The sequence below is a fragment of the Sulfuriroseicoccus oceanibius genome (genome assembly GCF_010681825.2).
Classification (GTDB): Bacteria; Verrucomicrobiota; Verrucomicrobiia; order Verrucomicrobiales; family SLCJ01; genus Sulfuriroseicoccus; species Sulfuriroseicoccus oceanibius.
On the sequence record NZ_CP066776.1, the window covers coordinates 3,079,664 to 3,102,432 of the forward strand.

General features: G+C 59.3%; 16 protein-coding genes. 4 read left to right on the plus strand and 12 right to left on the minus strand.

The annotated features are described in order from the left end of the window. The first annotated feature begins 64 nt into the window (after positions 1-64). A complete protein-coding gene (locus tag G3M56_RS12465; protein WP_164364285.1) occupies positions 65-3,334 on the plus strand; it encodes a ribonucleoside-diphosphate reductase subunit alpha in 3,270 nt (1,089 codons plus the stop codon). Positions 3,335-3,641: 307 nt separating this feature from the next. Here the strand turns inward: G3M56_RS12465 and G3M56_RS12470 are convergent, their stop codons facing one another. Beyond that, complete coding sequence (locus tag G3M56_RS12470) at positions 3,642-4,607, minus strand: glycosyltransferase (RefSeq protein WP_164364284.1); 966 nt, start codon at positions 4,605-4,607, stop codon at positions 3,642-3,644. 27 nt (positions 4,608-4,634) lie between these two features. On the opposite strand from G3M56_RS12470, the gene G3M56_RS12475 reads away from it, so the two are divergent. After that, positions 4,635-5,879 (plus strand): BaiN/RdsA family NAD(P)/FAD-dependent oxidoreductase, encoded by a 1,245-nt coding sequence (locus G3M56_RS12475; RefSeq protein ID WP_164364283.1) that lies wholly within the window; start codon positions 4,635-4,637, stop codon positions 5,877-5,879. 431 nt (positions 5,880-6,310) lie between these two features. Here G3M56_RS12475 and G3M56_RS12480 read toward each other — a convergent pair whose 3' ends face one another. Further along, positions 6,311-8,092: a cation:proton antiporter gene (locus tag G3M56_RS12480; RefSeq protein WP_235203445.1), complete on the minus strand. Its 1,782-nt coding sequence runs from the start codon at positions 8,090-8,092 to the stop codon at positions 6,311-6,313. Between the two features lie 126 nt (positions 8,093-8,218). On the opposite strand from G3M56_RS12480, the gene G3M56_RS12485 reads away from it, so the two are divergent. Both G3M56_RS12485 and G3M56_RS12490 read left to right on the plus strand, forming a co-directional pair. Further along, on the plus strand, positions 8,219-9,778 hold the full coding sequence (locus G3M56_RS12485; RefSeq protein WP_164364281.1) for a phospholipase D family protein: 1,560 nt from the start codon (positions 8,219-8,221) through the stop codon (positions 9,776-9,778). A 41-nt stretch (positions 9,779-9,819) separates the two neighbouring features. After that, on the plus strand, positions 9,820-10,821 hold the full coding sequence (locus G3M56_RS12490) for an ankyrin repeat domain-containing protein (protein WP_164364280.1): 1,002 nt from the start codon (positions 9,820-9,822) through the stop codon (positions 10,819-10,821). Positions 10,822-10,885: 64 nt separating this feature from the next. On the opposite strand, the gene G3M56_RS12495 is transcribed toward G3M56_RS12490, so the two are convergent. The 10 genes from G3M56_RS12495 to G3M56_RS12540 form a co-directional block, all read right to left on the minus strand. Then, positions 10,886-12,085, minus strand: coding sequence for an FtsW/RodA/SpoVE family cell cycle protein (locus G3M56_RS12495; protein ID WP_164364279.1), 1,200 nt, complete (start codon positions 12,083-12,085; stop codon positions 10,886-10,888). A 121-nt stretch (positions 12,086-12,206) separates the two neighbouring features. Continuing rightward, on the minus strand, positions 12,207-13,031 hold the full coding sequence (locus G3M56_RS12500) for a LysM peptidoglycan-binding domain-containing protein (protein WP_164364277.1): 825 nt from the start codon (positions 13,029-13,031) through the stop codon (positions 12,207-12,209). Positions 13,032-13,048: 17 nt separating this feature from the next. After that, complete coding sequence (gene murD, locus G3M56_RS12505) at positions 13,049-14,449, minus strand: UDP-N-acetylmuramoyl-L-alanine--D-glutamate ligase (RefSeq protein WP_164364276.1); 1,401 nt, start codon at positions 14,447-14,449, stop codon at positions 13,049-13,051. 30 nt (positions 14,450-14,479) lie between these two features. Further along, positions 14,480-15,580: a phospho-N-acetylmuramoyl-pentapeptide-transferase gene (gene mraY, locus G3M56_RS12510; protein WP_164364275.1), complete on the minus strand. Its 1,101-nt coding sequence runs from the start codon at positions 15,578-15,580 to the stop codon at positions 14,480-14,482. Positions 15,581-15,595: 15 nt separating this feature from the next. Next, positions 15,596-16,969, minus strand: coding sequence for a UDP-N-acetylmuramoyl-tripeptide--D-alanyl-D-alanine ligase (locus G3M56_RS12515; protein WP_164364273.1), 1,374 nt, complete (start codon positions 16,967-16,969; stop codon positions 15,596-15,598). Between the two features lie 40 nt (positions 16,970-17,009). After that, positions 17,010-18,485 carry a UDP-N-acetylmuramoyl-L-alanyl-D-glutamate--2,6-diaminopimelate ligase gene (locus tag G3M56_RS12520; protein WP_164364272.1) on the minus strand — a complete coding sequence of 492 codons (1,476 nt, stop codon included), beginning with the start codon at positions 18,483-18,485 and terminating at the stop codon, positions 17,010-17,012. 40 nt (positions 18,486-18,525) lie between these two features. After that, positions 18,526-20,367 (minus strand): peptidoglycan D,D-transpeptidase FtsI family protein, encoded by a 1,842-nt coding sequence (locus G3M56_RS12525; protein ID WP_164364271.1) that lies wholly within the window; start codon positions 20,365-20,367, stop codon positions 18,526-18,528. Positions 20,368-20,413: 46 nt separating this feature from the next. Continuing rightward, on the minus strand, positions 20,414-20,800 hold the full coding sequence (locus G3M56_RS12530; protein ID WP_164364269.1) for a hypothetical protein: 387 nt from the start codon (positions 20,798-20,800) through the stop codon (positions 20,414-20,416). Positions 20,801-20,845: 45 nt separating this feature from the next. After that, positions 20,846-21,880: a 16S rRNA (cytosine(1402)-N(4))-methyltransferase RsmH gene (gene rsmH / locus G3M56_RS12535; protein WP_235203446.1), complete on the minus strand. Its 1,035-nt coding sequence runs from the start codon at positions 21,878-21,880 to the stop codon at positions 20,846-20,848. A 221-nt stretch (positions 21,881-22,101) separates the two neighbouring features. Then, positions 22,102-22,551 (minus strand): division/cell wall cluster transcriptional repressor MraZ, encoded by a 450-nt coding sequence (locus G3M56_RS12540; protein ID WP_164364268.1) that lies wholly within the window; start codon positions 22,549-22,551, stop codon positions 22,102-22,104. Positions 22,552-22,769: the final 218 nt, after the last annotated feature.

A 22,769-nucleotide genomic window follows, 5' to 3' on the forward strand; every position in this document is an offset into this window, starting at 1 on the left:
GGGATGCTCCGTGCATCCCGCCGCACTTTTGCCAACAAAACAACCCCCACCCTCTCACTGAATCATGATCCGCCGTAAACCGACTCTCCACGAATCCTTAGAAGAGGACATCGCTCTTAAACGCCTCGTTTCCACCCCGACCGACCAAAAGCCAGGCTTCGCTTGGCGCGACGCTCTCGGCCAACAGAAAGTGGAATCGCTGCCTGACATCAAAATCACCCGCGGCGGGATGGAGTCTGAGTTCAAACTGGCGGACGTGGCCGACACCATCGGTAACGCTCTCACCGACCTCTTGCTCTCGCGCAAGGAAGAGGACATCTACAACGAAGAGAACCGTGACTTTGTCGCCAACGTGGCCCACTCGGTGGCACGCCGCCTGATCGACCAGGTCCGCGACGGCCGCTCGCTGCGCCTGTCGGAGAACGACCTTTACCTTCTGATCGAGAAAGCCTTGATCGAGAACGACGCCCACGACATCGCCAAGAGCCTGGTCTTCCGCCGCTCGGTGGAGCGCGGTGACGAAATCGAACTCGCCGGCAACAGCGACCAACCACCGGTCACCGTGCGACTCATCCGCCGCAACGGCAACGTCGTGCCATGGAACCCTGCCAAGATCGAAGCAGCGGTCCGTAAATCGTTCCTCTCACTCAAATTCGACGCCGACGGCGCCACTGAAGTTGCCCAAGCCGTCACCGAGCGCGTGCGCAACCTCGACCAGGCATTCGTCCACATCGAAGACGTCCAGGACATGGTGCAGGAAGAACTCATGCGCCACGGTCACTTCAAAGTCGCCGAGTCCTACATCCTTTACCGCGCACACCGCTCGGAGCTGCGCGAGCGCGAGACCGAAGCGTCCGCCAACACCGACGAGCAGGAAAGCATGATCGTCGTCCGCACGTCGGACGGCCAGAGCATCTTCTGGGACGGCAGCGACCTGCGCGCCCGTATTCAGTTCGCCTCGATCGGACTCGACCTCTGCTACGACGAACTGCGCATCGAACGCGAACTGCGCCGCTCGCTCTCCGCTGAAATCACCCGCGAGAACCTCGACAAAACCATCATCCTCAACGCCAAGTCGTTGATGGAGCGCGACGCGGACTTCGCCAAGTTCGCCGGCCGCATCCTGCTCTCGTACATCTACGAAGAAGTGCTCGGGTGGGACATCGTGCGCGACGGCGTGGCTGGCCTCAAGGACGCCCACAAGCTCGCCTTCAAGGCCTACGTCAACCACGGCATCAAGATCAAGCGCCTCAGCGAGAAGCTCCTCGAGTACGACCTCGACAAACTCTCCGACGCCCTCGACCCAAGCGCTGACCTGGACTTCGACTACCTCGGAATTCAGACACTCTACGACCGTTACCTCATCGTCGACAAAACCGGTGCCAAGCCGCGTCGCCTTGAGACACCTCAGTTCTTCTGGATGCGTGTCTCTATGGGGCTCTTCGGCGAAGAGCCAACCGACAAAGAAGACTGGGCGATCAAACTTTACTCGCTCTACAAGGGCCGCCGCTTCTGCTCGTCGACCCCTACGCTCTTCAACTCGGGCACCAACCACAGCCAGCTCTCGAGCTGCTACCTCTACAAGGTCGACGACTCGATCGAGTCGATCATGATCCGCGGCATCTCGGAGAACGCCTTCCTCTCGAAGTGGGCAGGCGGACTCGGTGGCTCGTGGACCGCTGTGCGCGGCACCGGCGGCTACATCCAAGGCACCAACGGCGAAAGCCAGGGCGTCATCCCATTCCTAAAGCTCCACAACGACCAGCTCGTTGCGGTCAACCAGGGCGGAAAACGCCGCGGCTCCGGCTGCGCCTACCTCGAAACCTGGCACAACGATATCGAGGACTTCCTCGAACTGCGCAAAAACACCGGTGACGACCGCCGTCGTTGCCACGACATGAACACCGCCAACTGGATCCCGGACTTGTTCATGCAGCGCATGGAAGCCCGCCAGAACTGGACGCTCTTCCGCGCGAACGAAACTCCAGACCTCCACGACCTCTACGGCCAGGCATTCGCCCTGCGCTACGAGGAATACGAGGCAGCCGCTGAGCGCGGTGAAATCTGGAGCAAGCAGATCCCGGCGATCGACCTGTGGAAGGCGATGCTCAAGATGCTCTTCGAGACCGGCCACCCATGGATCACATTCAAGGATGCGTGCAACGTGCGCAGCCCACAGGACCACGCCGGTGTCATCCACTCGTCCAACCTTTGCACCGAGATCACTCTCAACACATCGGACGAAGAAACCGCTGTGTGTAACCTCGGCTCGGTCGTGCTCGACTCGCACATCCGCGAAGACGGCAGCCTCGACCACGAGATGCTCAAGGAGACCATCGACATCGCAGTCCGCGCCCTGGACAACGTGATCGACATCAACTTCTACCCAACCGAAGCAGCACGCACATCGAACACACGCCACCGCCCGATCGGCCTCGGCGTGATGGGCCTGCAGAACGCTCTGTTCAAGCGCAACATCTCGTTCGCCTCGGATGAAGCCATCGAGTTCAACGACGAGTTCATGGAAGCTATCGCTTACTACGCCTACAACGCGTCGAGCAACCTGGCTGGCGAGCGCGGCACCTACTCGTCCTACAAGGGCAGCAAGTGGTCCCGCGGCATGCTCCCACAAGACACCATCGACCTCCTCGCCCAAGAGCGCGGCGAAGAAATCGACATCCCTCGTGGCGGCAAGATGGACTGGTCGTTCGTCCGCGAAAACATCGCCAAGAACGGCATGCGCAACTCAAACGTGATGGCCATCGCCCCAACCGCGACCATCTCGAACATCATGGGCACCACCCCATGCATCGAGCCGAACTACAAGAACCTCTACGTGAAGTCGAACCTGTCCGGTGACTTCATCGTCCTCAACCGCGCCCTGGTCCGCGACCTCAAGGCCCGCGACCTCTGGAACGATGAAATGATCGACCAGCTCAAGTACTTCGATGGCGACCTTGATAACATCGACAGCATCCCTGCCGACCTGAAGCAGAAGTACTCGACCGTCTTCTCGATCGAATACAAGTACTTCATCGACGCCGCGGCCCGCCGTCAAAAGTGGATCGACCAGGCTCAGAGTGTGAACCTCTTCATCGGATCACCAGACCTCAAGATCCTCTCGCACATGTACCGCTCGGCATGGCGCAAGGGCCTCAAGACCACCTACTACCTCCGCTCACTCGGTGCCTCGAACATCGAAAAAGCCAGCGGCAACGCTGCCAAGGAGATCAAAGGGGTCATGGGCGGCAAGAAAGAGTACAGCGAAGCTGAAAAGCAAGCCTGCTCGATCGACGCCATGATCAACGGCGGCACCTGCGAAGCCTGCCAGTAAGCGCCCGCGCTGATTCCTAAACCAAACCACAAGCCCGTCGGACCACCTCGTCCGGCGGGCTTGTTTCGTTTTCACCCCACACCAGCCGCAGATACATCCTCGACAGGCGATCCGGGATTTATCTTTGGCCCCTAGCTTCTCGCTGAAGGCGAGCCTCATAGCAGCCTGGGGTCAGCGAGCCTCAGGCGAGCGCCACCCCAGGTAAATCGGTCTAATTGATCCGGCCGAGCCAGTGACGTAAGCAAGGAGGCAAGCGATCCCGATGGCCGCCGGACAACACGCCGCCGCACCTTATGCTCCCCCCCCGCTACCGGACCAACTCATCCACCAACGCCTGCCATCCAGCGCGTTCGCTCGCGCGCGAAAAGAACGACTGACGCCGCACCGAGGCGTCGTGCAGTTCATCCACGAACGAGGCATCCTCAACCGCCCGCCGCAGCAACGCTGCGAGTTGATCCACGTCTCCGGGAGAAAAAAGCCCGGGATGCCCGTCCCCGAGCTGGCCCCGGTTGGGCTCGATCGACGATGCGACTACCGGCACACCACAAACGATCGCTTCGGCGATGGCGTTGGCGCCGCCTTCCACCCGCGATGTGTTCAAAAACAGATCACCGTTACCCATCGCTTGCAGCACGTCCCTCTGCGGCAGCTCGCCATGCCAATGATAGCGAGGTTCCCGCTCGGCATGCTCGACAGCAGTGGCGCCGTAGTCCTCGGCCCGTGAATCACCATAATGGTGCACCTCGAGCTGCGGGAGGTCCGCCAATCGGCCCAGCGCCCCGACCACCAAAAACGGATCCTTGGTCGCCCGCAGGTGGCTGACCTGCGACACCACAAAGCGCCCGTCATCGGTTGGACGCGTCCGCTCCGGCACAGCGACCTCCACACTCTTAGGCACGACACGAGCCATCGCACGCAGCTCCTCCGGCAGAGACTCCAGCGAGCTTTCCTGATAGACCACGAGCCGGTCGACCCGCCGCAGGGCATCCCATTCCCCGCTCTGAGGCAGGTCACGGTAAAGGTCCGTCCCCGTAAGCAGAATTGCGGTCTTGCCGCCTTCGCACTTTTTGAGGAACCCATCAATCGCGGCTCGGCTGCGCACCGCATGCAACGCCAAATGCACATCGGCGCATTGCCATTCATCAATCGTACCTGCGGTAACCCGATACCCGAGTTCGGTCATCACACCGATGATCCGTCTGGCCGACACGGCATTCCCCTTGGTCGAGTCCAATGGATATGGGCAGGTGATATGAATGTGTGGCACTGGCATTCGGCGATTCTCGTGACATGGTAGCGCATGAGCACTGAGCTGTCGCAATATGATTTGATCGTGATCGGAGGAGGCGCTGCCGGAATTTTCGGCGCGATCACAGCTGCCGAATCCATGTTCGGCGGTGGCCGTGTGCTCGTGCTCGAGAAGTCGTCGAAGTTCCTCGGTAAAGTGAAAATCTCCGGTGGCGGACGCTGCAATGTCACTCACGATTGCCACGACCCGAAGGAACTCGCCACCCGCTACCCGCGCGGCAGCAAGTCGTTGATCGGCTCGTTCCACCGCTTCGGCCCGAGCGACACCATCGAATGGTTCGCCAGCCGTGGCGTCGAGCTAAAGGTGGAATCCGACGGCCGCATGTTCCCCACCACCGACAGCTCACAAACCGTCATCGACTGCCTGATGCAGGCCATCGACGATGCCGGAGTGGAACACAAAACCGGTGCCGCAGTCACCAGCGTCGAGCGCACCGACGACGGGTTCTGCGTCGAACTCAAATCCGGCGAGTCACTCTCGACGAGGAACGTACTCGTCGCTACCGGCGGCACCCGCTCGAGCGACGGCGGTCGCATTGCCGAATCCCTCGGCCACACCTTGGCGCCGCCCGTTCCTTCCTTGTTCACCTTTCACATCGAATCCCCGCTGATCGATGGTCTCCAAGGGCTGTCCGTTGATCCCGTCGCCACCGCGGCAGTGGGCACCAAACTCAGCGCTACGGGCCCGCTTTTGATCACACACTGGGGCATGAGCGGCCCCGCCATCCTCAAGCTCTCGGCCTGGGGCGCGCGCGAACTCTCCGATCAGGACTATCAATTCACGCTCGAAGTGAACTGGCTGCCAGGCGCTGATGCGGCAGCGGTTTTCTCTGGTCTGCGCCAATCCGCCGGCAAACGCAGTGTCACCGGACGCTCGCCATTTGCCGCCATCCCAAAACGACTGTGGGAACGCTTCACCGCCGAAGCCGGAATCGCCGCCGACACCACGTGGTCGCGCCTGTCGAAAGACCAAGCCTCCACGTTAGTGGAGAGCCTCCACCGCTGCCGCTTCGAAGTCACCGGCAAGAGCCTCAACAAAGACGAGTTCGTCACCTGCGGTGGCGTCCTCCTCAAGGAAGTGCAGCTCAAAACCATGGAATCAAAAGTCACACCCGGCCTCTACTTCGCCGGCGAAGTGCTCGACGTCGATGGCATCACCGGCGGCTTCAACTTCCAACACGCCTGGACCACCGGCTTCCTCGCCGGCAACGCCATCGCCACCCGCTGCGGGTATTGATGCGCCTGTAGCCATTGATCCGCCCCCCTCTCGGGCAGACACGATACAACCGCGAAGTCCAGGACTACTCGAATGGCACTAACTTAGGGTACCTGTTCGTGTCGGGAGCGGCCATCGGGGAGGGTGCTGCGCCTTGGCGGTATCGCACGCTCGGCCGGGGATTGGTGGGCGTGTTTACCTAGGGTGGCGCTCGCCTGAGGCTCGCTGACCCTAGGCTGTTATGAGACACGCTTTCAGCGCGGAATTGACGCCGCTGAGGCTGTGGTTAGCGCCATTCATGACTACTCCCCGCCACACGCACAGCCACCGGACCGCCGTTCTCCAGTACGGCCCCCAAACCCGCCGAGCGCAGCGAGCAATACCTCGCCCGCCCTCGCGCCTCCAATCTTCGAGTCTTTGCGTAAGACCAAAGCGACCAACGCAATGGCTCACTAATCTTCCGTTCCCGTGCGGTAGCGGATCAGTCGGCCTTCGTCCATCACGATATCCTCGCTCACGCCGAGCTCCCGCAGAGAACGCCGGACCACTCGCATGGCCGACTCGGTCTCGTCGTGGACGATTCCCTCCTCGCCCATCGATCGCAGCATCGCCACGTCGCTGGCGAAGCGCGCACGGCAAAGAATCGCGATATGTGGGTTCAACTCACGGGCACGATGCACCGCCACCCGGCTCACTTCGATCGCAGGGAAGGTCAACACCAACATCCGCGCGCGATCAATTCCGGCCAATGCCAAGGTGTCAGGTTGTGCCACATCGGCAAACAATGCCAAGCGCCCAAGTTTCTTGAGATCCATCACAGTTTCCGCGTTGAGTTCGATGATCAGCCGCGGCACACCAACCCGCTCCAAGGCTTCATCGAGCTGACGCCCGACGGGGCCGTAGCCGCAGATGATCACGTGGTCTTTGATCTCGTCCAGCGTGTGCCCGTGCTCGTGCACCTTGGCTCGGCTTGAATCACCAAACAAATCGCGCGCCTCCATCCAGCGGGCGATTCCGGGCCAGAAGCGCATCCAGATCGGCACGCTCGCCATCGTCAACGCAGTGGTGACGAGGAAGAACTGCTGCTCGGAGGCACCCAACCCCCCAAGATTCAGGATCTGGTTCACCAGCACCAGCGAGAACTCACCAATACTCGACAAACCAATCGCCGCCTGCACGGTCGGCCGGATCGGAAACCCGAGAATCCGCCCAACCCCCACGACAACAAGGAACTTCACCAACAGGATCACCAGCCCCCAGCCGACATACACGTACCAGTTCTCCAGCAGCATCTCGACGTCGATCATCATTCCCACCGACACGAAAAACAGCGTCAGGAACAAATCCTTGAAGGGCAACACATCCGCCAAAATCCGGTGACTGTAGACCGATCCACTCACAACCAACCCCGCGACAAACGCGCCCATCGCCAGGCTCAAGTCCATCAAATAGCCCACTGTCGCCACCCCCACACACAGTGCCACCACCGTCAGAGTGAAAAGCTCACGACTGCGCACCGCGCTCACCAGCTTCAGCGCCGGCGGCACGACAAACATCGTCATCACCCAGCCAAAGCCGAGGAAGACCACCGCCTTGATCGCCGCCCACAACAACTCAATCGAAAGTGCCTCACGAGCACCTCCATCCCCACCCGACAACAACGCCGGCAACATCACAATAACCACCACCACCAGAATGTCCTGATAGATCGCGATCCCGATCGTCAGCTTCGCGCCCTTGGTATTGAGCTGGCCGCTGTCTTGGAAAATCTTCAACCCCAACGCCGTCGATGACAGCGCGATCATGAACCCGATCAATGCCGATGGGATCAACGGATACCCCATCAACAACGCCACACCCATCGCCAACAGGTTCACGCTTGCCACCTGCACCGCGCCCCCTAGCAACGCCACGCGCTTCAACCGCCGGATCTCGTTGAACGAAAACTCGATCCCCAGTGTGAACATCAACAACACCACGCCGATCTCCGCCAGGGAGTCGATGATCGGCCCCGCATCGTTATAGCCGGACGCAGCCAGCACCCCGCTGTTGGCGATTACCAACCCCACCAGGAAATAGCCGGTCAGCAACGATTGGCGGAAGCGGTGGAACAACAACGCCACCACCACCGCAAAACAAAGCACCAGCGCCAACACGCCAAACACAGGTGCGACATGGCTCGCACCCGCTGCTATCACATCTGGATGATCAAAAATCACATGGTCATCATGCACGATTCCCTCCCGCGTTGCCAACGTGATGGCGCAACTTTTTCTGCTTCCTTGGGGCAAGAATCCCCCTAACCTCAAAAAGCTCCCTCGTTCTCCATCCCTCTGAAGCTTCCATTTTCACCACCTGTCATGACCCGATCCGCCCGGTTTCTCCCGCTCGCACTCTCTGCGGTTCTGTTACTATTCACCACCGGCTGTCACACGCTGAAGCCAGTCGGCGATCAGCCGCAGGTCGAAGCCCTCGCCCCAGCGACATCCGGCGAACTGGCACGCCTCACCAAGGCATTCTCAAGCCGCACCGCGGGCCGATCAAATGCATCGGGCTTCCACCTCATCACCAACAACCGCGAAGCCCTGATGTGGCGGCTTGCGCTGATCGACGAAGCGACCACGTCGATCGACGCCCAGTATTTCATTTGGCAAAAAGACGAGGCGGGACGCCTGATGATGGGCCACATGCTCTCCGCCGCCGAGCGCGGCGTCCGCATCCGCATCCTCGTAGATGACATGGGCATCGCCGGCAGCGACAAGAACATCGCCCGTCTGTGCCAGCATCCGAACATCGACATCAAGTTGTTCAACCCCGGCAAGGTTCGGTCCGGAAAGCTCGTCCCAACCCTCGAGTTTCTCCTCTACCTCAAGGAGCTCAACCGCCGCATGCACAACAAAGCTCTGATTGTCGACGGCCACGCCGCCATCATCGGCGGCCGCAATGTCGGCAACAGCTACTTCGGGTTGAACAAAAAGTATAACTTCAGCGATCTTGATGTGCTCACCTGCGGAGCGGTTGTCCCCCAAATCTCCGATGCCTTCGACGAGTTCTGGAACAGCGACCCTACCTACCCAGGGAAACTCCTCGCAGATGACATCTCCGACGCCCATCTAGACGAACTCTTTGCCGCCTTCCGCAGCGACCTGGAGAAAGACCGCGACACCGTGGCCGCAGCCGGGCTTCCCATTGCCACCGCCGACTGGCGTCCCGCATTCACCCAACTCCCCGCTCGACTCCACATCGGCGAAGCCTCGATCCTCCAGGACGAACCCGTCCTCCACCGAGGCGAACAACGACGCCTCCTCGACACCCTCAACCGTTTGGCGGATCAAAACGAATCCGAGCTGCTGATCGTCTCCCCCTATCTCATCCCGCGCGGCACGTTCCTCCCTACCCTCAAGCGCATGAGTGACAACGGCGTCTCGGTTCACATTCTCACCGGATCGCTGGGCTCGAACAACCACACCATCGTTCACAGCCACTACAAGAAGTACCGCAAGCCCATCCTGGAGACCGGAGCCGAGCTGCATGAGTTCCACCACCATCCCGGCGAGGATGTCCGAGCACAAGCCGACATGCCGCAGATCCGGGCAAAGTTCATCTCACTTCACAACAAAGTCCTCGTCGGTGACCGACGCCAGTGTTTCATCGGATCGCTCAACCTGGATCCCCGAGCAATGGAGATTAACACGGAAAACGGACTACTCATCCACTCCCCATCGCTCGGCGCCGAGCTGGCCGACTACATCCACTCCCTCAGCTCTCCTGAAAATGCCTGGCAGGTCCAATTCAATGCCCGGGGCAAGCTGATCTGGACCTCATCCCACGGCGAGCAAAAGCACCAGCCCGCCCGCACATTCATCCAGCGCATCAGCGACGCCTTCCTGCACCTGCTGCCAGTCGAAGACCAAGTGTAGAAGCCAAGTCGGGCTGCACCCTCACGAACCCGGGATTCCCTATGAGAAAACCTGCCGCCACCTTATTGTTGGGCCTCGCTCTACTCACTGGATGCACCGTCAACGAAGGTGTCACCCCGTTGATGGTTGCTTCGAAACAAGGCAATCTAGATGAAGTAAGTGCTTTGTTGGCATCGGGCTCCCAAGTAAATCAATCCTCAACGTTTGGGTGGACGCCTTTGATGTTCGCCGCGAACGAGGGGCACATTGACACCGTGTCCGCACTGCTGAACAAGGGAGCAGATCCCAATGTCTCGAGTAGTGAAGTTCCGTCCCGCTTCGAAACGGTTTCTGGGTACCCGCCTTCGAATGCACTCGCTGAAGCTGTAGCCGGCGGCCATTTTGATGTGGCCTACCTTCTAATCGAGCGAGGTGCCAAAATCGATCCGCTCTCTGTTGCTAAAGCCGGTGGTACTGGAGAGATCAATCTTCTTGCTCATATGAAGAGCAAGGGGGCTGACTTCAACCTCTATTCGAACAACGAGTTCTGGCCAACGGCACTCTGCTGCAGCTGTAAAAAAGGCCATCTTGATGCCGTCCGCTGGCTGTGTCACAACGGAGCCAAAATCAATACAGTCCAAGGTCACTCACTTCCCTTAAAATCTGCAATCAGAGGGCTCCATCCGGAGATCGTTGCCTATCTTCTGCAAAATGGTGCCGATCCGAACATCCCGACCGGCAACCCTGAATATCACCACAACTTCGCTTTAGGAGACGCTGTGATGGAATCCCCTTCCACCGCCGAAGAGAGCCGACGGCTCTTACGGATCATCCGGCTTTTACTGGACCACGGAGCCGATGTACACCGCAGGGACAACGGGAACGATTCGATCCTCGACCGGAAACTCGTTCAGCGTGAGAACGGGCGTAAGTACGACGCAAAGCATCCTACAGCAGATCAGCCACCAAAAGTTCAAGAACGGCGCCGGATATCTAACCAGCATGACGACAGGGTCATCTCAATGCTAAGTGCGCATTTGTCGAAGAACTCAGGAAAACCGTAGATGGTCCGGCGCACTCCGCCATTCGGCGACACACATCAGCCGGGCATCTCGTTCACGCTCCAACCTACACACGGGGCGTGACCCTTTTGCGGCGGACGGTCACTTTCTTCGGATCGGGCTCTGTGGGGTCGATACCCTGGCGGTAGATGTTGATCAGAATTCCTACCGCCATCAGCGTGCACAGCATGCTCGATCCACCGTAACTCACGAAGGGCAGAGGCAAGCCTGTGTTCGGCAGCGTCGCGGTGGTCACGCCGATGTTGAGAGCGGCTTCGATTGCGATCAGCGCGGCAATGCCTGAGCCCAAAAGCATACCAAAGCGGTCAGGTGCGTTCATCGCGATGGCAAAGGCAGCCACAGTGAAGAGAACAAACATAAAGACAACCGACAGCGTACCAATCGCGCCGAGTTCCTCGCCAATCATCGGGAAAATGAAGTCGGTATGGGCATACGGCATGTAGAACATCTTCTCGCGGCCATTACCCAAGCCGAGCCCCCACACCCCGCCGGAGCCAAGTGCTAGCAACGCCCGCCATTGCTGCAGTCCCTCATCTGCCTTGAAGGCTTCCAGATCCGCGATTGCCAGGAAGCGGCGTGCTCGGTTGGGGATCATGATCACCATGGCCGCCAAGGCCCCGGCGCCCGCCACAAACACACTGCTAAGCCAGAACCAGTTGCTACCCGCGATAAACAACATCGCCAACACCACCGCAAACAAAGTTGCCGCCGAACCGAGGTCCTTTTCGAACAAGATCAACAACGCGGGAACCGCAGCCAACACACCGGGGTAGACAAAACCTGGGAGAAACTTCTTCTCCAATGGCTTGGCATTCTTCATCAAGTTGCCATTCATCTCGGCCAGCCGGTCGAAGTAGAACGCAACGGCTATAATCGTCACTACCTTGCCCAACTCGGACGGCTGGAAGCGCAGCCATGACAGTCCGACGAGCCCCGCATCGATCCAGCGCCTTTCACCGTTGATCTCTCTTCCGATCCCCGGCACATAGCACAGCGCCAGCAACACACAGGTTCCGATGAAGATCGGCCAGAACCACCTCTTCAGTTGGTGGTAGTCGATCATCGCCATCACAACACAGACGCCGATGCCCAACCCCAGCCACATGCCCTGCTGGCGCAGCCCTTTGTAGTTCTGAGCCATGCCGTCTGTGGCATACGCGCTGGTACTCGCGAGCATCACGAGCCCGATCGAGATCAGAATCACCATCGCGAAGATGAGCAGGTACAGACTGTACTTCCGGTTCATCCCAAGAGATCAATAAATGCGCAGCCGATGGTCGACGTCACCATACGGACCAGAGCCCGCACCACCGAGTGAAAATACAAGATGCGCGGAGTGCTAAAATCACTCCGCGCACCGGGTTCGATTAACTTTGCGGGATCTTAATCACCGCTCCGGCACGCAGGAATCGGGCATCCTTGATCCCATTGGCCTTCATGATCTGATCCGGAGTCACGCCATAGCGCTGGGAGATGGCCCAGAGGGTTTCTCCCTTGCTGACAGTGTGGCTTTTGGTCGCGTTCGACTTGGAGGCGACCGCTTGCGGACGACGACTCACCGGTTTTGGTCGGCGCACTTCGACCTGACGCTCCGGCTGGCTGACCGCAGCAGGTTTCTCTTCGGCAACCACCGGCTTGGTCACAGGTGCCTCTTTGGGCGACACCGCACGGATCTCGCGGCGTGGAATCATCAACTGAGCCCCCCGTTGCAACGGCTGGTCAATCCCGATGCCATTGAGCTCGCGGATCGCCGCTACCGATACGGAATACTCCTGGGCAATAGAATCAAGCGTCTCGTAAGGACGCACGCTGTGCGGAATGTGATCAACCGAACGCGGAGCTGGAGCGGGCACTGTTTCAACCTGCGACGCAGCCCCGGACGAAGCTGATGAACTTCCAGATTGAACCTGCTCTTTCGCGTCCACCACGACGGCGCCTTCGCCTTCGACAGCTCCACCATAGCGTTTGAACACCATCACCCCTGTGACCAACGCCACGTGCAGGGCAAGGATTACGAAGAAGGCCGTGGACAACTTGATGCTAGGCACATCACTGCCCCAGTCATGTTCTTCGGTCGCGGTAGCGGACAACCGATGGGTCTTCTTCGTTTTGGCTTCGAGTTTCAGCAAGCCTGTCTCACGGCCGCGCCGGGCCGGTGCTTTACGCGTTCTCTGAGTGTAGGTTCGGCTCATGGGTGTTGTGGGGGTGATTAGTTGATGGAGACGGCGGCGTTGCCACCGTTGGAACTGCCGATAGCAGCAGCACGGTTGAGGACCACGCGACGGAATGCTTCGCCCCGCTCCTCGTAGTTGGAGAACATGTCGAATGAGGATGTGCCTGGTGAAAACAGGACCAGCCCTTGATCGCCAGCCATTTGCGATGCCTCGGCAACGGCCTCGTCGAGACTTTGCGCGGTCACCACCGGCACGTCGTCTTGCCAAATGCGGGCCAGTTCGTCGCGGATCTCACCGATCGCCACCACGCCACGTGCACGGTTATGGACCAAAGGCTTGAGCACACTGAAATCGAGTCCCTTCTGCTTTCCTCCGGCGATCAACACAACCTTGGACGCCTCGGCGTGCAGAGCGGCATCGAGCGAGTGGATATTAGTGGACTTGGAATCGTTGACGTAGGTGATGCCATCGATGGTCGCCACCACTTCAAAGCGGTGTGGGTGACCGGTGAATGACATCATCGCCTCGAAGCAATGCGCTTCGTCCAGCCCAAGTGCCAGGCACGCCCCCAAGGCTGCCGCCGCATTGGCGTAGTTGTGGCGTCCGCGCACATTCCAATCGTTCACGTTAGCCGCCTTGCGCCCGCGGATCGCGAGCGTCCCCTCAGCGTCGACGGTGATGTCGGCATCCGTTGCGTGGCCAGGAGTGACTGTGAACGAAGTGAGCGCGAGATCCCGCAGCGGCAAGTCATCGGCTTCGGAGACCGGTGCCACGACTGGATCGCCGTCGCCCAGGTTTTCAAAGATGCGCTCCTTGGCGAGCCGGTAGTCCTCGAGCGACATGTAGCGGTCGAGATGATCCGGGGCAAAGTTAACCCAAACCACCACGTCCGGACGGAAATCGATAATCGTCTCCAGTTGGAACGACGAAAGCTCCAACGCCACCAACTGAACATCCGGATGATCGAGCACCACCTCAGCCAGAGGCAGACCGATGTTTCCCGCTTCCACGGCGACCAGGCCATTCGCACGCGCCATGGCACCGACCATCGAGGTCGTCGTGGTTTTGCCGTTGGTTCCGGTGATGCCCACTACTTTGACGTGCGGAGGCAAGAAGCGCCAGGCGAGCTCGATTTCGCCCATCACCAGCGATGCGCGAGATGCCACTTTCATGCCCCATCCTTTGTCGAGACGGATGCCAGGGCTCGTCACCAGCAATGCGTGATCGACATCGTAATTTTCCGCAGCGTCGCCGGTTACCAGCGTGCAATTGGCGGGCAACTGATCAGCGGCGCGCTTCTCAATTGCAGCCGCCTGGTCACCGCTCGCGGTGTCAAGAACCACCACGGACGCGCCACGGGACGCAGCAAGGCGGGCAGCAGCAAAGCCACTACGCCCGGCCCCGAGCACGACGACATCTTGGTTTTCAAGGTTCATAATAAAATTGATCAGGAAACGGTGGAGGAATTATCGGATCTTGAGAGTGGCGATGCCGATCACAGCGAGAATAGCCGAAAGCACCCAGAAGCGGGTGATCACTTGGTTCTCGTGCCAGCCCTTGAGTTCGAAATGGTGGTGGATAGGAGCCATGCGGAAGATGCGCTTGCCGGTGAGCTTGAACGAACCCACCTGCAGAATCACGGACACCGCCTCCAGCACGAACACCCCGCCAATTACCACGAGCAAAAACTCCTGACGGCAGACAATCGCGATCGTGCCCAAAATCCCGCCAATCGCCAACGACCCGGTGTCGCCCATAAAGACACGCGCCGGGTGTGCGTTGAACCACAAAAAGCCCGCAGCAGAGCCAACCAGAGCGGAACAGAAAATCGCCACTTCTCCCAGTCCCGGGTGCGTCGGAATCAACAAGTGCTTGGCAATGGGCGCGGTGGCACTGATGTACGCCAGCAACCCGAATGTCGACACACTGGTGATGGTGCACCCCGCTGCCAACCCGTCCAAGCCGTCGGTCAGGTTCACCGCATTGGAGGCGCCCACAATTACAATCGCGAAGAATGGAATCGCCAGCCACCCCATGTCGGCGAGCACCGGCTCATCGAAAAACGGCACGTGCAACGCACGGATGAACTCACCCGTTGCTGGAGAAAACGCGAGGAAGCCCCCCACCACGGCAGCGGAAAGCACCTGGCCAAGCAACTTGGCTCGTGCGCTCAGCCCTTCGGATTTGCGCCGCTTCACCTTGAGGTAGTCATCGGAAAAGCCCAACGCCCCGGTCGTCACGGTCACCACAATCAGCGCTTGGATAAACGGATTGTCGAGCCGGCACCACAACGCCGCCGACAACAACAAAGTCCCAATGATCAACACCCCGCCCATAGTCGGCGTGCCCGCCTTACCACCGTGAAGCTCGTGCAACTTATGCACTTCCTCGGCGGTGCGGATGGGCTGGCCCACCTTCATCGAAATCAGCTTGCGGATCACCCGCTCGCCCACCAAAAGGCTCAACAAAAAGCAGGTAAGAAACGCCATCGAGGCGCGGAACGAAATCGATTCAAAGACCCGCATCGGGCCGAAGTAGTCATCAAGTTGGTGGAGGAAATACAGCATTGGATAAGGTTCTAACTAGGCTCTGATTGGCTCGATCAATGCCTCCATGCGGCTGGAACGGCTGCCCTTGACCAGCACGACATCGCCCGGCTGGTAGGCAAACGCCCGCAGAGCATCAGCCGCGGCGTCGATGGAGGGGAAAAATTCAACGGGGAAGGCAGCGCCCGAGGCTGCCTCGACAATCTTTTGCGCGCCGTCACCGACAACCACCAGGCCGTCGAGATCCAGCGATGCGGCGTGTGCTCCCACCGATTGGTGGCCACTATCGGAAAACTCACCGAGCTCGCCCATCGCACCGAGAGCGGCAAAGCGCCGTTTGGCGCCCGGCCAAGTTGCCAGCACATCCAGCGCGGCGATCATGGAGTCTGGGTTCGCATTGTACGAGTCGTCGATCACGACCACGCCGTCAGCGTCATCCGCCCCCAAGCGCCCACTGGTCAACGCTACGGACTCGATGCCCGCAACCACTTCATCCATGGTCAATCCACAAGTAAAGCCTACCGCAGCGGCAAGCACTGCGTTGCCCACCATGTGACGCCCGGGAATCGGCATCGACACACTGCGCCGCTCGCCATCAGGTGACACCAGGTCAAACTCGGTTCGCGCGCCCAGTGGCTTCAAGTTCTCTGCCCGCACGTCGCCACGGTCGATGCCTGCACGCACCACCTGACCGTCACAGCGGAAGGCGAGCGTATCGGCAAAATCATCGTTGGCGTTGATGACCGCCACTCCGTCGCCATCCAATGCGGTCACCAGCTCGCCCTTTTCTTCGGCAATCGCCTCGCGCGACCCGAGAAACTCGATGTGAGCGACGCCGATGTTCGTCACCACGGAGATATCCGGTGCGGCAATTTTTGCCAACGGAGCAATCTCGCCAGCATGGTTCATTCCGATTTCGAGCACCGCGTGGCTCTCGCGTCCGGAAAGTCCGAGGATGCTCGCTGGCAGTCCGATGTGGTTGTTGAAGTTTCCGCGTGTCGCACCGACGACGAAACGTTCTCCGAGCACCGAGCGGATCAAATCCTTGGTGCTGGTCTTGCCGTTACTCCCCGTCACGGCGATCACTGTAGGGTTGAGCAGCTTTCGGTAGCCGGCCGCCCAGCGGTGCAATGCCTCCAACGTATCATCGACCAAAACCGCCGCGGCTCCGGCCTCGGAGATCTCATCGACCACATCATCACGCGAAACCAAACACGCCACCGCCCCACGACCGAGTGCGGTCGAGATGAAGTCGTGACCGTCACGCTCCGCCACCAATGCGACAAACACATCGCCCGGCTCACAGGTGCGCGAGTCGAAACTCAGGCCACGACAGATCGTCTCCTTGTCACCGCATGCCAATCGGCCGCCGCTCAAGGTCACAATCTCATCTACTGGGGTTAGTTTCATCGGTTTCTGCTTGGGAGTGAGGGTTCAGGATGGACGCGAACTACTCGCGCAAACGATCAGCAGCGAGCACTTCGGCACGATCCGAGAATGGGAACCGCTCGCCTTTCACCTCTTGGTAGGTCTCGTGACCTTTTCCTGCAATCAACACGATGTCGTTCGGCTTGGCGGCAGCTACTGCGGTCTTAATGGCTTCGCGACGGTCCACGATCTTCTTAAAGTTCGCCTGCACCACACCGCGAGCCATCTCGTCGATTATCACTTCCGGCTCCTCGCTGCGTGGGTTGTCAGAGGTGAGCAACACAATGTCACTCCACTGGCTGGCGGCCCGCGCCATCATTGGCCGCTTCATCCGGTCGCGATCCCCGCCACAACCGACCACGGTGATCAATCGACCAGGGTTCAAACCTTTAAGCGTGGACAGCACATTCTCGAGCGCATCCGGCGTGTGGGCGTAATCGACGAACACACGGTATGGGCGGTTATCCAACACACTCTCCAATCGACCCGACACCTGAGGCACGCTCGCCAAGGCTGAGATCGCCTCACGGAAGTTCATGCCCATGCTGTCCGCCGCAGCCAGCGCGGCCAGGCAGTTGTAAACATTGAATCGCCCGATCAATGGGGTGCGGACCAAGTACTCGCGCCCCTTGGCTTTCATCTTGAACGACGTGCCGCGCATACCGAGGTCCGCGCTCGTCGCACGGAAATCCGCCGTTGCACTGAAGCCGAAGGTCACCACGGTCACTTCATCTTCCAACGCACGTGCCATCTTCTGGCCGTGTACATCGTCCACGTTGATCACCATCACCGGCTTCTTGCTGCCACGCTGGCGCGCCATATGCGTTCCAAGTGACAACTTCGCGCGATAGTAATCATCCATCGTCTTATGGAAGTCGAGATGGTCGCGGGTCAGGTTCATGAAGACCCCCACGTCAAACTCCACCTTGCCCACACGGTGCTGGACCAACGCGTGAGACGATACTTCCATCGCAGCCCCACGGCAGCCATTGTCGACCATACGCGAGAGCAATCCGTGAACGTCAGACGACTCGGGCGTCGTCCGTTCGCCGGCTGCCATCCCGGTGCCATCGTCCGCCCCAAGGGTGCCGATCAACCCGGCGCGATGCCAGGCATTGGCCATCACGTGCTTGCACACGAAGGCCGTGGTCGTCTTGCCGTTGGTGCCGGTAATACCTACCACGCGCAAATGCTTCGATGGATTGTCGTAATAGGCGGCCGCAACATCAGCCAATGCCTTGCGCCCGTCTTTCACTTGGACTCCGGCCACCGCCGAGTCACCGGTTTCCACCACGCCTTCGGCAACGATGGCCACCGCGCCTGCCTTTACCGCAGCCGGAATGAAGTCACGGCCATCCACTGTCGCCCCCTGCATGGCAACAAACACAAACCCAGGTTCGACCTGGCGCGAATCATAGGTCACCCCCTTGATCTCGGGATCACCCGCAAGCGTGGCGTCCACGTAATCAATTTGTTGGAGAAGTTCTGACAGTTTCATAAGACATTAATGAGGTAAAATTCGTTGGATTGGGAATGACTCAGCGGGTCGCAACCCCTGCGGGCACCTGGCCATCCACCGGAAGCGTCGGCGGCACATCACAATAAGTCAGCACCCTCTGCATGATACGGGCAAATACGGGCGCGGCGACCGTGCCTCCATACGCTGGAATATCATCCCGGGGGCGCGGATTGTCTGCGACGACGATGCAGACCATGCGCGGATCTTCCGCCGGAGCAAACCCGCAGAACGATGTTATATAGCGTTTATCATAATAGCGACCGGTCTCCATGTTGAGCTTCTTGGTCGTCCCGGTTTTGCCTGCCACGTTGTAGCCCGGAATCGCCGCACGCTTCGCCGTCCCTTTCTTGGTCACCACGGTCTGCAAGATCGCCCGCATCTGGGATGCCGTGCGCTCGGAAATGACCCGCTCGATCACCTGCGGCTTGGTCTGCCGGATCACTTCGCCATCCGCATCGATGTAAGAGTCAATCAAGCGCGGGCGCATCAGGTTGCCTCCATTGGCCACCGCCGCGTAGGCCATCGCCACCTGCAACGGCGTGGTCGCCACCGCATAGCCATAGGACAATCGCGAAAAGTCGATCAAGTTGCCCGTCTTACGCACCGAGCCCGATGCCTCCGCACTGAGTTCAATCCCCGTGCTGCGCCCGAAGCCGAACTTATCGACGTAATCGTAGAATCGATTCATGCCCAACATCGACGCCACCTTGTAAGTGCCGATGTTGCTCGATTTCATCATCACCTCGGAAACCGTCAAATCTCCGTAGGGATGGTGGTCTCTTATTCTCAGCTTTCCGCTGCGGTAATACCCATGATGGCAAAAGATCGACGTCCGCGGGGTGACCACCTTCTCATTCAACGCACCAGCAATCGCCAGCAACTTGAACGTCGAGCCAGGCTCGTACACATCCGTCAGCACGTTGTTCTTACGCTCACCTTCGCGTGTGTTCGGGTCGAAGCCCGGCGTGGTCGCCATCGCGACCACATCCCCGCTGAACGGCTCGATCAACACCGCCATGAAACGATCGGCGCGGAACTCCTCCTGTGCACGCTGCAACTCCTCTTCAACAATCACCTGCAGCGAAAGATCCACGGTCAACTTCACGCTTTCACCCTTTACCGCGTCCTTGGTCTCACCGCGGTACTCGGCAATTTCATTGCCACGCCGATCCACTTGAATATAGCGGTAGCCCTCTTCGCCGGAAAGCACCTCGTCGCACGTCCGCTCGATCCCCTCCTGCCCTTTGAGCTCGTGGTTCACATAACCGAGCACGTGGCAGAGTGATTTGCCGGACGGGTAATAGCGCTCCTCACCATTCTCCATGCGGATCCCGGTGATACTCTGTTCCCTCAAAAGCTGCTTCAGATCATCGGCCTGCGCTTTGTTCAGCGACCTGGCGATCACCACCTCACGACGCTTGTCGAAACGCAGCATCCCCCGCAACTCGGATTCTTCCATCCCCAACGACGGAGCCAAAGTGCGCGCCACATGGTCCAGATACTCGGGAAACAAGACATCCACCGCCTCGTCGCGGGTGCCATACTCCTCAATCACCGCATCGCGATCCATTCCCTTGGCTTTCGCGACACCACTCACCATCACGCGGTAATCCGACAGTTGATACCAGTCGGCCACCACTTTGCGCACCGGTCGGTTGTACACCAACTGATGGTCATTGCGGTCGTAAATCACACCGCGCTCGGTCGGCACGATGACCTTGCGCTCATAGTCCTTCTCCGCAATCTCGGACCAGTGCTCGTGCTGGAAAACCTGAACGAACAGAAGACGCGTCGACAACCCACTCAGTGCCAATACCAGCACCAAAGTCAGGAAGACCGCACGCTTCTTCAGATCATTCATTCGCTATAATTCCAGTCGGATTGTTCGATCCATCACGAGCGACAGACTACGGCAGGTTCAAATCCACAGTCGACGCCAAGCCCGTCGGGTTGGTGCGCAATGCCGGGTTGGTCGGCACTTGGTCGATGTAAAGTACGTCGCCGGCTGGGATCTCGACCAACATCGAGTTCATCGAAGCCAATCGTTGCTGCAACGCGGAGTGGCTGAGCATTGCAGCCTGCTGGACTCGCTGGTCTTGAATCTCTTGGCGCAAGTTCTTCATCTCTTCCTCCAACTTGGAGATTTCCGCCTGACGGTCGGTCTCGCGGGTATCAAAAACCACGGAAGAGACAAACGTCGCCAGCGCGATCAACGCGATGAAGACGAGAAAGAAGATGCCCGAAAGACCTACTTCGTTGCGGTAGGCGTTTTTAGTAGAACGTCTGGTAGCCATGAGGGGATCAGAGGTGAGGGATTGATAATGATTGAAAAGAGGGAATTACTTGCGGGGCAGACGCTCGGCAACACGCACCTTGGCGCTACGCGAGCGTGGGTTGACGCGAATTTCTTCGTCGGTTGGAAGGAGCGGCTTGCGCTTTACCAAGCGGTAGGCGTAGTCCGGGTTCGGGCGCGGCTCGGGCCAGCTCTCATGGTCGAGCATTTCCTGCGAACGTTTGCGGAAGTCGAGCTTCACCATCCGGTCCTCAAGCGAGTGGAATGTAATGATGGCCAGGCGCCCGCCGTCGCCAAGCATGCGGGGCAGTGCATCCAGCGTCTGCTCGAGCACACTCATCTCATGGTTCACTGCAATGCGCAGCGCTTGGAAAACCCGCGTCGCCGGATGCTTCGGCCCACGCTTCGGCACCACGCGCTCGATCAAATCAGCCAACTCCAAGGTCGTCTGGAAGGGATGAAGTGAGCGGTACGAGACGATCTCACGAGCGATCTTGCGCGAGAACTTCTCCTCGCCGTACTGGAAGAAAATACGCGCCAGCTCCTCTGCCTCCCATGTGTTCACCAAATCGGCTGCAGTTTGCATCGTCGGATCGTTGGCATCCATGCGCATGTCCAACGGCCCCTCACGCATGAACGAAAAGCCACGCTCGGGAGCATCCAGCTGGCGCGAACTCACCCCAAGGTCGATCAACACGCCATCCAAATGCTCGACCCCACGCAAGGTCAACTCGCGCTCGATCCCACAAAAGTTGGAGTGCACCGGAATGAACCGACTACCAAACCGGGCCAAGCGCTCGGACGCAAATTGAATCGCCTCGAGATCCTGGTCGAAACCATACACCGTCGCCCCTGCTTCCAATAACCGCTCGGTGTGACCTCCGCCACCCAAGGTCAGATCAGCAATCACCTTTCCCTCGGCCGGCTGAAGCGCGGCGATACACTCGTCAGGCATCACCGGCGCATGATAATCCCCCATCGGCGTGATGTCGCCCGCATCCGAAGACTCGCTGGCCACGGCGGTCGGATCGGCAGCCCAACTGCGACCACGCCCCGCTCCCACGGCACTCCAAAAATTCATCACGGACTGAGGCAGAACCTCTCCCATCGACGGCACACGAAGCCGCATCGTATGACTGGAGAGCCGGACGCTGTTGGCAATAGTACCCATTTGATATCTGTGTTTGAGGTTGTGAGGAAGTGAATGGTGAGGAGAAAAGGATCCCCGCCCCTAACCGCGATCGGGGACGCAGCCAGGACGGGCTCAAGCAAGAGCCTGGGGGGATTTGAAAATGTAAAAGATCAGATTCCAAGGGAGTCGGCCATGGCATCGAACGAAGCGGATTCGTCCTCAACCAACTTGGTCCAGTTGGCCGCATTCCAAACCTCGATGCGCGCTCCCACTCCGAGAAGCACCACGTCGCGGTCGTCGCCTAACACGCCAACCATCCCCTGCGGCAAAAGAACCCGACCTGACTTGTCGATCGGGCACTCCTTCGCCATGGCGAAAAACATGCGTCGGAAACGCTGCGCTTCCTTCGCTGACAAATTCTTAACCGAGTCATCACCCAATCGGTCGAACTCGTCCTTGGGCATCAACACCAGGTAATTCCCGTCATCCCCTTTACGCTGAATGGCATACAACGAAGGAACCTCGCTACTGCGCCAGCACGACGGAACCGTCACTCGATTCTTATCATCGAGTGTTCGCGGGTAGTCCCCGCTGAAACGGTTGACGGCTCTTTGCTCCAAGGTGTTGACGGTGAGATCTCAGCGCGGAGGAGTGGGTGCACTCCACATATCCCTCCACGGCGCCCCATTTATCCCCACTTTGCCCCACACGGTCAACGACATTCTCCACAAAACACGGAATTATCAGGGACTTGTACTTGGATCATCCCCACCGCCTTCCCGCACCCTCTGGTCAGGCCCCACCGGCCTACCCACTCCGCCCCACTCTTTTACACTCG

Bases quoted from the DNA above. Each gene is read 5' to 3' on its own strand.
- G3M56_RS12525 (WP_164364271.1), bottom strand. From the start codon at position 20,367: ATGAATGATCTGAAGAAGCGTGCGGTCTTCCTGACTTTGGTGCTGGTA.
- G3M56_RS12490 (WP_164364280.1), top strand. From the start codon at position 9,820: ATGAGAAAACCTGCCGCCACCTTATTGTTGGGCCTCGCTCTACTCACT.
- mraY (WP_164364275.1), bottom strand. From the start codon at position 15,580: ATGCTGTATTTCCTCCACCAACTTGATGACTACTTCGGCCCGATGCGG.
- G3M56_RS12465 (WP_164364285.1), top strand. From the start codon at position 65: ATGATCCGCCGTAAACCGACTCTCCACGAATCCTTAGAAGAGGACATC.
- rsmH (WP_235203446.1), bottom strand. From the start codon at position 21,880: ATGAATTTTTGGAGTGCCGTGGGAGCGGGGCGTGGTCGCAGTTGGGCT.
- G3M56_RS12470 (WP_164364284.1), bottom strand. From the start codon at position 4,607: ATGCCAGTGCCACACATTCATATCACCTGCCCATATCCATTGGACTCG.
- G3M56_RS12500 (WP_164364277.1), bottom strand. From the start codon at position 13,031: ATGAGCCGAACCTACACTCAGAGAACGCGTAAAGCACCGGCCCGGCGC.
- G3M56_RS12515 (WP_164364273.1), bottom strand. From the start codon at position 16,969: ATGAAACTAACCCCAGTAGATGAGATTGTGACCTTGAGCGGCGGCCGA.
- murD (WP_164364276.1), bottom strand. From the start codon at position 14,449: ATGAACCTTGAAAACCAAGATGTCGTCGTGCTCGGGGCCGGGCGTAGT.
- G3M56_RS12495 (WP_164364279.1), bottom strand. From the start codon at position 12,085: ATGAACCGGAAGTACAGTCTGTACCTGCTCATCTTCGCGATGGTGATT.
- G3M56_RS12520 (WP_164364272.1), bottom strand. From the start codon at position 18,485: ATGAAACTGTCAGAACTTCTCCAACAAATTGATTACGTGGACGCCACG.
- G3M56_RS12485 (WP_164364281.1), top strand. From the start codon at position 8,219: ATGACCCGATCCGCCCGGTTTCTCCCGCTCGCACTCTCTGCGGTTCTG.
- G3M56_RS12475 (WP_164364283.1), top strand. From the start codon at position 4,635: ATGAGCACTGAGCTGTCGCAATATGATTTGATCGTGATCGGAGGAGGC.
- G3M56_RS12530 (WP_164364269.1), bottom strand. From the start codon at position 20,800: ATGGCTACCAGACGTTCTACTAAAAACGCCTACCGCAACGAAGTAGGT.